Below are 11486 nucleotides of genomic sequence, written 5' to 3'. Positions count from 1 at the left end.
AAAGCGATTTACTCAGCTACTACAAACTCAAAGTTCCCTTCAAATTTAACATCTTTACCAAGCAAGAATCCGCCAGTTTCCATTGCAGCATTGTATGTCATGCCGTAAGCTTCACGATTTACTTTACCAGCAACATCGAATCCAGCTACTGTGCTGCCGTCAAGTGGGCTCTTTGATTTACCATTGTATTCAACGATAAACGTTTCTTCATTTGTTACGCCTTTAATAGTGAAATCTCCAGTTACTTCATATTCGTCGTCTGATTTCTTTGTGATTGATTTGCTTTCGAAAACCATGTTCGGGTATTCCTCAGCTTCAAAGAAGTCGCCAGAACGAAGGTGACCGTCGCGGTCTTCGTTACCTGTATCGATGGAAGTAACAGCGATTGTTACTTTAATATTAGCTGCAGTTAGGTTATCAAGATCACCATTAAAGTCGACATCGAATTCCTTAAACTCACCTTTTGCTTTTGAAACCATCATGTGTTTGATTTGAAAATCTAAGCTACTGTGAACTTTATCTAGTGTTAACGTTGACATTGATAATTCCTCCTCAGGATAAGTGCTTTTATGTTCTGAATTAAAGATAACGCATATTTATCTCGAAGTCAAGATACTTTAAGTTAAGGTAGTGTAAATTTCGACTTTTTGCATGTCTCAATTTTATCCCAGCCTTAAGGGGCAGTAAAACCCCCACCTCAAAATGTAAATCAATCTAGACGTTTAGGTGGGGGTCAACTGCCCCTTAAGGTCCGATTGGTTCAACTAACCATCAGAGGGGGATGAAGCAAAACTCCCTCTGATGGAAGTTTCACTTTATTTTAAAAAGCATTATTTCTCGCTGATGCTTCCTTTTAACTAGATCTGAAATCAAACTCCATACTCCTAAAGTCTCGTTTCAATTGAAATCCGCTAGGCAATTGGATTGAATCTCCATTTATTGCGTTTGAATGCCCTCGGAGAGTGTAACGTTGTATAGGACAACAATAAGAAAGGAGAGGTCAGTGTGAAAAAATCGTGCTTACTTTTTGCGTTCTTAACTGTTTTTCTAGTTCTTACTGCTTGTGCTGCTTCAAATGAGGAAGGCTCGACGGGCTCTGAAAACGAGGAAACGATGAGCAACTCTGAGGAAGGGCAGGAAATTGAAGAATCGATGGATACGATCACGGTGAATCTGAAGAACAAGGATGAGGAAGAGATCGGAACTGCTGAACTTGAACAAAAGGACGGGGGAACGATGATTTCGCTCGATGCCACCGATATCCCTGAAGGCACCCACGGCTTCCACATCCACGAAACGGGTTCATGTGAAGCACCTGACTTCAAGTCGGCAGGTGGCCATTACAATCCAGCAGATGTTAGTCACGGAATGGAATCCGAAGATGGCCCTCATGCAGGTGATATGGAAAATATAGAAGTAGGCGCAGATGGTACGATTAAGAAAGAAATCATAAATAAAAAAGTCACGCTTGAACCAGGTGAAGAGAACTCGCTGTTGAAAGAAGGAGGCACCGCGCTTGTTATCCATGCAGGTGCTGATGACAATGAATCACAGCCTTCTGGAGATGCAGGTGACCGAATTGCTTGTGGTGTGATTGTAGAATAACGTTGTTTGCAAGACGGAAATGAATCTTAATGAGAGCAACTACATTATCGTAGATGCTCTTTTTTGTTCAAATACGTAAAGTCGTTGATGCGCTAAATCTTAGTGGGTTAATCGGTGGAGAAAAATACTTTCATATTCTTATATGCCTATACCAAAATCTTATATATTAATGGAAATGAAACCGCTTTATAATTTAAATATATTTTCGTTTTAGGGATGAATGATGAGGTAGAAATGAAATTATTAGGTGAGGAGCATATAAATGAAAACCAATTATCCAACCATACATCCAAATGTAAAAGGCTTTATGCATGGAGGCGACTATAATCCAGATCAATGGCTGCGCTATCCTGAAATCATTCAAGAAGATTATCGACTAATGAAATTAGCAAAGAGTAATACTTTTTCGTTAAACATCTTTGGCTGGAGTGCGGTTGAACCAGAAGAAGGCGTTTACCAATTTGACTGGCTTGATGATATCATGGAAAACCTTGCTGAGCAGGGATCTCACGTCATTCTGGCCACACCAAGCGGGGCTAGACCGGCATGGCTATCACAACAATATCCTGAAGTATTGCGCGTTGAGCAGAACCGTAAGCGGAACCTGCATGGATTGCGGCATAACCATTGCTTCACGTCGCCAGTCTATCGTGAAAAAACTCGGAAGCTAAACCGCATTCTGGCAGAGCGTTATGCTGATCATCCAGCCCTGATTATGTGGCACGTATCAAATGAATATGGAGGGGAATGCCACTGTGACATGTGCCAGGAGGCGTTTCGTGAATGGCTTAAGAATAAATACAAGAACGATCTGGATGCGTTAAACCATGCCTGGTGGACCGGGTTCTGGAGTCACACGATAACGGACTTTGGCCAAATTGAATCACCTGCACAACACGGAGAATACCAAATTCATGCTCATAATCTTGACTGGAAGCGGTTTGTAACAGACCAAACAATTGATTTCTATCGAAATGAAATTGAGCCGTTACGTGAGCTGACACCCGAAATTAAGATTACTACGAATTTCATGGGAAATTATCCTCGAATGGGACCGTATCTTGGCTTGAATTATGATCAGTTCGCAAAGGAAGTCGATGTGGTTTCGTGGGATAGTTATCCAGCCTGGCATGGCGACTATCAAGAAGCATGGGAGCTTGCTGCAGATGTTGGGTTTGTTCATGATCTATTTCGTTCTCTAAAGGGCGGCCAACCGTTTCTAGTAATGGAATGTACCCCAAGCCTTGTAAACTGGCATAAAGTCAATAAGCCAAAGCGACCTGGAATGCATTTGCTTTCCTCGATGCAGTCAGTAGCACATGGCGCTGATTCCATTCTTTATTTTCAGTGGCGAAAGGGAAGGGGAGCTTCAGAGAAGTTTCATGGAGCTGTAGTCGATCACGTAGGGAATGAAAATAATCGGGTCTTTCGTGAAGTAGCAGAGGTTGGTGATGTGTTATCACGCCTCCGGGATGTTGTTGGCGCAACCACTTCACCTGAAGTCGCAATCATTTACGATTGGGAAAACCAGTGGGCGATCGATGATGCACAGGCACTTAATGTTGATAACAAGAAGTATTTGGAGGCATGTCAGTCGCAATACAGGGCCTTCTGGAAGAGAGGTGTGCCGGTTGACATTATTTCAATGGAGAAAGACTTTTCGAACTACAAACTGCTGATTGCACCAATGCTGTATATGATCCGTCCAGGAGTAGCAGAGCGAATTGAAGAGTTTGTTGCGAATGGCGGCACATTTGTCGCAACCTATTGGAGCGGGATCGTTAATGAGAATGACCTCTGCTTCCTCGGTGGATTTCCAGGACCGCTTCGTCAGGTGCTTGGTATTTGGGCAGAGGAAATCGATACACTCTATGAAAATGAAACGAAAACATCCACTTTCTCATCGTCTCATCATCTTGGACTCGAAGGTACGTACACTGCAAAAGATTACTGTGAATTGATTCATCCGGAAGGCGCACAGGTACTTGCTGAATATCAGGAGGATTTCTACAGCGGAATGCCTTCCTTAACTGTTAACCAATATGGCGAAGGAGAAGCTTATTATATCGCATCACGTAACGAGGATAATTTCCATGAAGAATTTTATCAGAAAATAATTGACCAGCTAAAGCTATCCTCATCGTTTCAAGAACAGTTGCCTGAGGGGGTAAATGCTCAGGTCAGAACGAACGGAGAGCAAGACTTTGTCTTTCTTATGAATTTCAATGATACCCGTCAAGTGATAAAAGTGCCAGAGAATGTAAGCTATTATGATATGATTTCAGAAAAGGAGATCACTGAGACCATTGATTTTAATCCTTATCAGGTGTATGTGTTTAAGAAGGATAAATAAAAATGTAGAAAATCGAACCTGTTATTGAGAACACTCAAGCAGGTTCTTCCATTTGTATAGACTATGTTTAAATAAGTTGTGGAAGATCTTATCATAAGGGCTAGAAACTGCTAATGGAAAGGAGGAGACCGTATGGATAATGTAAAGATCCGCCACACATTTTCTTCATTTGAAAAAAACCTACCGCTCTTTATTGAAAGCATTGGATACAATCCACAGGAAGAAGACTTCGCGCGGCCAGAAGGCTATCCCTATTTTCACTGGCTTCAGACAATTGATGGGGAGGGGACATTTTCATTCCTTGGCCAGGACTACCTCTTAACTCCGGGAAAAGGCATTTTATTAACGCCATTCACAAGGCATTCTTATCGAATGACGGGAACAAGGTGGTCAACCCTTTATATGACGTTTGGAGGAGCTTCTATCGATTCAATCCTGAACTCACTGGAAATTAATTTCAATGCGCTTTACTCCCAATCGGCTGAGCTTCCTTTTTCAAAGTTGATCGAAGATATACTAGCCAATATCGAGAAAGACTCAGATTTCTCGAAGCTTGAGCTGTCAGGGGACTTGTACACATTTATTATAATGTTAAAGAAATATGGGAAGCTGAAGAACCAGCGATCTCTTTCCTATAACTATGAGAAAATCAAACCCGTCGTAGATTGGCTTGAACAGAATTATTCAGAAAACATTGGCCTTCAGGAGATGGCTGAGCAAGTGAAAATGAGTTCCCAGAACCTCAGTACACTTTTCAGAAGAGCATTTGGGATCAGTCCCTATGCGTTTTTGATTCAAATGAGAATTCGGGAAGCGAAGAAGAAGTTAGTATCAAATCCGGAGATTTCACTAAAGGAAATTGCGAATGCGATTGGTTTCAACGATGTAAGCCATTTTGTTGCCACGTTTCGGAAAGTAGAAAGCATCACGCCTAATAAATACCGTGATTTATTTAATTGAAACAAAAAAAGGAAGGGGGAGCGTTTTGCACTAATGGCGATATAATAAAACACGCATAGGAGAATTCCTAAGCGTTCCTTTTTTGAGGTGAGGGAGAGGGGTCAGTCACTTGTCTGACCCTCCTCTCAGGAAAGGCGTCTATTTAATGGTATAAAAGTATTGAGTAAATCTGTACCATTTGAAATAATTGGTATTAAGATCTTGGGATGCTGTTTAATTGAACAATAATTTATATAAAAACATGCGTATGGGAATAATGACTGAATGGTATTGGATCATTGCTCCAGTTCTCCTTTTTTCGATACAAGCGATTGTAAGAAGTTTCATAGATATTCAACAGCAGAAGATAGGAATTTACTCAAGCAAGCAATTCTAGTTGGTATTAAGCAATCAGAAGGCGTCATTAGTTGGATGGAGAGGAAACAGCATGAAATCTTATTATGGATTATTCGCTTCACTTATCTTAATCGTATCGTTAATTTTATTCCCTAAAAGTGATTGGAGACTGTCAGCTGATGGTGCTTTACTTTGTAGTTGTTGGTATTTTAATGGGATTAATGATTGGTAGCCATTAACCCAGAATATTCTTCCTTAGTATCACCGGTGGCGCTAATAATGGATATGGATTCTACTTTAATTTATAGTAATGTACTATACTAGGCCAGAACTGTTATCAAAAATAGGGATTATGCTAGTTAGAATGGTTGTAATAGAATTCTATTGTTCGAATATATGATTTCTTTTCTGAAAGGAGGTAGTCCTTGGATAGCATTATATTTGATTTAGACGGGACCATTTGGGATCCAATCGATACCGTCCTGAAGGCGTGGAATAGCCGTATCAAAGATCACAGCCAAATTGAAAGAGAGCTAACACGGAGGGATTTCGAAGGTACAATGGGGCTACAAATGCACGATATCAGTAAAAAATTGTTTCCCTATTTAACTGAGGAGGTCCGCGATCGAGTGATTACCGAGTGTTGTGATACCGAACAGGGTTATTTGAAGAAACAAGGCGGTAACCTTTATCATAATGCGGAGGATGTACTGAATTTACTTTCGAAGCAATACAAACTCTACATTGTCAGCAATTGTCAGGATGGCTACATTGAATCGTTTTATGAGTTTCATAACCTGGAAAAATACTTTTTAGATTATGAAAATCCAGGAAGAACTGGACTTTCAAAAGGAGAGAACATAAACTTAATTATCAAAAGAAATAACCTATCAAATCCTGTTTATGTAGGGGACACAGTAGGGGACCTAAGAGCTTCTAGATATGCTGGGATTCCATTCGTTTATGCAAAGTACGGATTCGGACAAGTAAGTGAATATGATGAGGTGATAGAGAAGTTTGATGATCTTGTGAAACTATTCTGAACTTAAGGAAAAAAAGGGGGGGTCAGACACGTGTCTGACCCCCTTTTTTACTTTTCATTTAATTCGCAACTTTTTCCTCAATGACAATTTCCTGTGTACGCTCTCGTTTTGATTTTCTAAAGTGCAGCAGTTCATAAAAGACTGGAACAATAATGAGTGTTAAGACCGTTGCTCCGGAAAGTCCTCCGATAACAACCACTGCAAGTGATTGGGATACGAGGCTGCCATCTTCAGAGTGACCGAAGAGGAGCGGAATCATCGCACAGATCGTTGCGATCGCCGTCATAATAACAGGACGGAGGCGCGTACCGCACGCTTCGATAATTGCATCACGGATGATCATTGTTTCTTCATTTTGCTTCACGCGGTCGATCAGCACAATTGCATTCGTGACAACGATACCGATCAGCATTAAGGCACCTATGAGAGCTGTCGCGTCTGCAGGAACTCCAGAAATCAGAAGTCCAAGTACGGCACCGATTGAAGCAAGTGGGAGTGTCATCAGGATAGCGAGCGGTGCTCTTAATGTCTTAAATGTTAGCACCATGATCAGATACACGATCAAAATAGAAGCTAACATTGTGATGCCAAGATCCTTGAAGTCACTCGCTTGTTGTTCGGAAGCGCCACCTATATCAAGGGAAATGCCTTCCGGAAGATCAATGCTGTTTACCTTTTTATCAATATTCTTCGCAATGACTGACAGTTCTTCAGGTGTGACCTCTGCTGTAATACGCGCATACAAATCACCATCTTTATGAAGGACGGTGCTCGGCTTTTCTTCCTGGGTAATCGAAGCTACTTCAGAAAGTGGAACAACGCCAGTATTTGTTGCAAGTGTTAAGTCATTTAAATCGGAAAGAGAATCTGGATTGATTCCGGCATCAAGGAAGACAGGTGTTTGTTGCTCATCCAGATTCATGGCACCAATTGGCTGTGGATTAAGCAGACTGCGAATTTGCATGGCAGCCTGTTGGGTGTTTGCTTTTTCCGTATTCACTTTGACCGTATAAACAGGGGACGTTTTATCCAGGTTGCTTGAAACCTTCTGCACCCCGTCGACTTCTTCCATTTCACTCATAAGTTTGTTTGATGTGGTAATAATTTCGTTCGTATTGTTTCCAACGACGTCATACGTAATGGTAGAATTCGATGATCCTCCGAATAGAGAAGAAGGAAAAGCTTCGATTTCCACATTTTTTTCGTCTTTCTTGGCTTCATTCACCTGATCAATAAACTGCTCGGCATCAGCGTTTTCCTTCATAATCATCGTGTACATAACTGTGTCTGGATCGCTGACCTGCCCGTACTGTGCATTTTCTTCACTGGCGCCATACTGAGTAATCAAGTAATCATAGCCCTCAATATCGGATAGTGTATTTTCAAAGTTGACCATGCGTTCTTTCTTAGTATTCTCAGGCGTATCGCTCGGGAAAACCATGTTAACCGAAACAATAGAAGCGTCATTCGCACCCGTGGCGGCTTTAGGCATGGTGATATAAAGAGCAATCGAGCCACCAAATACAAGAATAGCTAATAAAATCGGTGCGAATTTATGATTCAGTGACCATTTGAGCACCCTTAAATAGCTTTCTGGTGTACGATGAGGCGGAAGTGTTGTGTTTTTTAACATCGCTCGGCTTAAAATTGGAACAACGGTTAAAGCGACGAGTAGGGATGCAAGCAAAGAGTACGTCACTGTTAATCCAAAAGGTAGCAGGAATGCTTTCAGTGACCCATTTACAAGTCCCATGGGCAAGAATACGGCTACTGTAATTAACGTTGACGATGTAATCGCTCGTGATACTTCTTTCGTAGCCTCCAGCACTGTTGCTTTCGTCAGCTTCTCATTTTGACTGCGCCTGAAGATGTTTTCGACAACAACGATACTGTCATCAACAAGACGACCGACGGCTACGGCCACTCCTCCGAGCGTCAGGATGTTTAGCGTGACGCCAGAAAGCCAGAGAAGTAACAGTGTAATCGCAAGAGATAGTGGAATGGAGATCGCTGTAATGATGGTAGGTTTTAATTTTCTTAAGAATAGCAGGATGACAATCGTTGCAAATAAGGCACCAAGCCCGACTTCGCGTACCATCGTATTGACGGAATTCTTAACCATGTCTCCTGTCGTGAAAAGAGTGGTAGCATCAACACCATCAAAATCGGCATTGATCTGCTTCACTGCCTCCTCGACTTCATTACCTGCTGTTACGGCACTCGCATCGCTTTCTTTAAAGAGAACAACAGCAACTGCTTCTTTCCCGTTTACCCTGGCGATCATATCCTCTGACTTTACCTGTTCCACCGTCGCTACGTCTTTTAAATAGACAGCAGGCGCATCAGGTAACTGTAGAGGAATGGGCAAGTTTTCCAACGCGTCAATGGAAGTAAGGTTATCTGTCACATTGATTGTGCTTTTTTGGCCACCAATTGTGCTGTTTCCTGCCGTGGCAGATATATTCTGGCCCTGTAGCACGCCCATGACGGCGTTAATCGGGATCTGGAGCTTCTCAAGCTTGTCATGATCTAAGTTGATCTGCACACGAGATCCACTTTCGCCGACGATACTCGCCTGAGTCAATCCTTCCTGGTTATCAAATATAGGCTTGAATTCTTTGTTTACCTTCTCAATGTTGCTCTTTGTAAGACCGTCATCAAACGTGATCGATACCTGCCCAACTGGAATCATCGACGTATTTAGCTGCGAAACCTGTGGCTTTCCAACCCCTTCCGGAAGACTAATCGAGCTGATCGCATCTTCAACATTGTTCTTCGCTTCCTTCATGTCTGTTTTTGAATCAAAATTAATCGTTACTTGAGAAAATCCTTCTCCTGTTGTAGAAAGCACGGAAGTTTTCCCACTTACAGAAGACACGGACTGCTCGACTGGTTCTGTAATCGATGCCGTCATGGAACTGGCATCATACCCCTGACCAAGCGTAACAACCGTAACCTGTGGGTTATCAGCTTCTGGCAGAAATTCCATTGGCAGTAGAAAATAGCTGACAATACCGACTAACAACGTAATAATGATGAACAATGACATAGCAGCCTTATTGCGAAAAGCCCAGTTCGTTATAGATTGCATGTGTTTCCCCCCGATTTCAAATAAATAGTAGTGAAGTGCTTATAGCCGTAGCTTCTCTTTAAAATTACTGCATTGTCACCATTTCAACAGCAGTCTACAGTCCAAACTTCACCTAGGTCTGTAGACGTAGATCGAATGAACAGTCTTCCTTCACCCAGTCCTTTTTGTTTAGTGCACTACAAATAACGAAAAGCGAAGTAAGCCGTTTAAACCCGACAAGCGTTGGAAGCTTTTGCGTCAGGCGAAAAAGGTGAAACGATCGAGGATTTGGCTTACGTAGCTGGACAACGAAAAGTGAAGCAGGCTTGATCACATTCGTAGACCATTGGAGCTCTTGAACGTAAGGCGTTTTCCGCCTGAAGTGAAAGAGCGAAATGGGCAAGAGCAATTTTACGAATAAGAACGCCAACATATTCTTGAATTTATCTGTCTCTTGTTAAGAAATTGGCGGAGTTCAATGGAAGGGTTGTGCCTCCATTATGGTATTTGATCTCTCCTTCTTGAATAAATTCCATGATTATCCTACCTAAAATTATATATCGTATTGAACGAAAGGAAACAGAAGTTTGAAAATTTTACATTCATAGCCATATCTATCCATATCGTATCTTCTAAGTCCTTTATTACCCACACGAAAAGGTCTGTTTAAAAAATCATCTTTAAAGGTAATTTAGTCTAAAAAAGAATACAAAAGTATGATTTGATTTATATAGGTGAAGTTAGTGATTAAGTGACAGGGGGTTTATAGGAATGGGTGAGAGTTAATGGAGAATATTCTTGTGATAAATGGTCACGAGTATTATGAGCATTCGAGAGGGCAACTAAAAGACGCTTTTTAATAAAATAGGGGAGTTATTATCTCCACATTATGAAATGAAAACAACGGTACTGCAGGAAGGTTTCGATAAAGAGGAAGAGCAGGATAAAGTACTGTGGGCAGATTATGTAATCTATCAAACGCCCATTTACAACTACAGTGTCCCGGCGTTGTTTAAAAAATATATAGATCTTACACATGAATATGGAGTGTATTTTCGTGGAAATACAGAAGAATACGGAATTGGAGGAGGACGGCTATCTGGTAAGAAGTATTTATTTTCAACAACGTGGAATGCTCCCTCCAAAGCCTTTAATGACGAAGATAAATTCTTTGAAGGAAGAGAGGTAGACGATGTTCTATTTCACCTTCACTTGAGTCATAAATATGCCGGAATGGATAGATTAAAAACTTTTTCATGCTTTGATGTGAAAAGGAATCCGAATTTACCCTTATATTTTGATTCTTTAGAAGCACATTTGAGTCATTATTTTGTAATATAGGGCTACTAACTTATTAAAGGAATACTCGTTTTGGCTGCTGAACGTAAGACGTAAGTCAGGAAAAGACCCAGCTTACATCTTTATTTGGATACATATTTGTTTCCTGTTACCCAGAATCGCCATGGATAGTCACGGGCGTCACCTGAATTATCGATGCCGATTCTTTTCCCCTGGGAGATATGTTCAGGCTGGTAACCTGTTTGAATATATAGCGGTGGCACATCAAGGAGACGTCCGTAATCACCTTGATTAATACCGAGGGCTTTTGTCAGTTTTCCCGGGCCATTGGTCAAATCTTTTTCCTTCTTATCGCCTCTTCTAAGCCTGATTAATTCCAATCCTTCCACTGGTTCAACCGCTCTGATCAAGACTGCTTCCGGTAGACCGATTTGCCCGCTAACCACATTGAAAAGGCAATGGGTATGCATGACATAGGTATAAGTGTAGCCAGAAGGACCGAACATGACCTCTGTTCGTTTAGTCCTCTTGTTATTGAAGCTATGAGCGGCCTGATCAATAGGACCCAAATAAGCTTCTGTTTCGACAATATAGCCAGAGGCAAGTCCATCTACCGTTTCTTTAATCAATTCGCACCCCAATAAAGCCTTCGCTAGCTCTAAGGTGGGTTTCTCGTAAAAGTCTCTTGTTAAGATCATGTTCTCTTCCCTTCCTTCCCTTTACATGATACTTCAAAGTCACGCATTAACTTAATAAGAATTAGCAGAAATTTCAAAAAAGACGATAATAATGTATTATTAGGGTAGATCAAAAATTTATA

General features: G+C 41.3%; 7 protein-coding genes and 1 pseudogene. 5 read left to right on the top strand and 3 right to left on the bottom strand.

Going from position 1 to position 11486, the window contains the following annotated elements; all coding sequences use genetic code 11:
• Nucleotides 1-8 precede the first annotated feature (8 nt).
• Nucleotides 9-539, bottom strand: coding sequence for a YceI family protein (locus tag ABFG93_RS05850; protein ID WP_347551423.1), 531 nt, complete (start codon nucleotides 537-539; stop codon nucleotides 9-11).
• 466 nt (nucleotides 540-1005) lie between these two features.
• Between ABFG93_RS05850 and ABFG93_RS05845 the strand changes: the two genes are divergently transcribed.
• The 4 genes from ABFG93_RS05845 to ABFG93_RS05830 all read left to right on the top strand — a co-directional run bounded on the left by ABFG93_RS05845 (nucleotide 1006) and on the right by ABFG93_RS05830 (nucleotide 6297).
• Nucleotides 1006-1605 carry a superoxide dismutase family protein gene (locus ABFG93_RS05845; RefSeq protein ID WP_347551421.1) on the top strand — a complete coding sequence of 200 codons (600 nt, stop codon included), beginning with the start codon at nucleotides 1006-1008 and terminating at the stop codon, nucleotides 1603-1605.
• Nucleotides 1606-1867: 262 nt separating this feature from the next.
• A complete protein-coding gene (locus tag ABFG93_RS05840) occupies nucleotides 1868-3958 on the top strand; it encodes a beta-galactosidase (RefSeq protein WP_347551419.1) in 2091 nt (696 codons plus the stop codon).
• A 132-nt stretch (nucleotides 3959-4090) separates the two neighbouring features.
• On the top strand, nucleotides 4091-4918 hold the full coding sequence (locus ABFG93_RS05835) for an AraC family transcriptional regulator (RefSeq protein WP_347551418.1): 828 nt from the start codon (nucleotides 4091-4093) through the stop codon (nucleotides 4916-4918).
• A gap of 761 nt (nucleotides 4919-5679) precedes the next feature.
• The gene (locus tag ABFG93_RS05830; protein WP_347551417.1) at nucleotides 5680-6297 is read left to right on the top strand and encodes an HAD family hydrolase; all 618 of its coding nucleotides are present in this window, start codon (nucleotides 5680-5682) and stop codon (nucleotides 6295-6297) included.
• A 58-nt stretch (nucleotides 6298-6355) separates the two neighbouring features.
• Here the strand turns inward: ABFG93_RS05830 and ABFG93_RS05825 are convergent, their stop codons facing one another.
• Nucleotides 6356-9388 carry an efflux RND transporter permease subunit gene (locus tag ABFG93_RS05825; protein ID WP_347551415.1) on the bottom strand — a complete coding sequence of 1011 codons (3033 nt, stop codon included), beginning with the start codon at nucleotides 9386-9388 and terminating at the stop codon, nucleotides 6356-6358.
• Between the two features lie 764 nt (nucleotides 9389-10152).
• Between ABFG93_RS05825 and ABFG93_RS05820 the strand changes: the two are divergent.
• A pseudogene (locus tag ABFG93_RS05820) lies at nucleotides 10153-10708 on the top strand (NAD(P)H-dependent oxidoreductase).
• A gap of 80 nt (nucleotides 10709-10788) precedes the next feature.
• On the opposite strand, the gene ABFG93_RS05815 reads toward ABFG93_RS05820, so the two are convergent.
• Nucleotides 10789-11364: a DNA-3-methyladenine glycosylase gene (locus ABFG93_RS05815; protein ID WP_347551413.1), complete on the bottom strand. Its 576-nt coding sequence runs from the start codon at nucleotides 11362-11364 to the stop codon at nucleotides 10789-10791.
• Between the last annotated feature and the right edge of the window lie 122 nt (nucleotides 11365-11486).

Source organism: Pseudalkalibacillus hwajinpoensis (genome assembly GCF_039851965.1).
GTDB classification, from domain to species: Bacteria; Bacillota; Bacilli; order Bacillales; family Guptibacillaceae; genus Guptibacillus; species Guptibacillus hwajinpoensis_E.
The sequence above is the reverse complement of the archived record's forward strand: the minus strand, read 5'-3'. Positions and strand labels throughout refer to the sequence as shown.

Bases quoted from the DNA above. Each gene is read 5' to 3' on its own strand.
- ABFG93_RS05835 (WP_347551418.1), top strand. From the start codon at position 4,091: ATGGATAATGTAAAGATCCGCCACACATTTTCTTCATTTGAAAAAAAC.
- ABFG93_RS05825 (WP_347551415.1), bottom strand. From the start codon at position 9,388: ATGCAATCTATAACGAACTGGGCTTTTCGCAATAAGGCTGCTATGTCA.
- ABFG93_RS05850 (WP_347551423.1), bottom strand. From the start codon at position 539: ATGTCAACGTTAACACTAGATAAAGTTCACAGTAGCTTAGATTTTCAA.
- ABFG93_RS05840 (WP_347551419.1), top strand. From the start codon at position 1,868: ATGAAAACCAATTATCCAACCATACATCCAAATGTAAAAGGCTTTATG.
- ABFG93_RS05815 (WP_347551413.1), bottom strand. From the start codon at position 11,364: ATGATCTTAACAAGAGACTTTTACGAGAAACCCACCTTAGAGCTAGCG.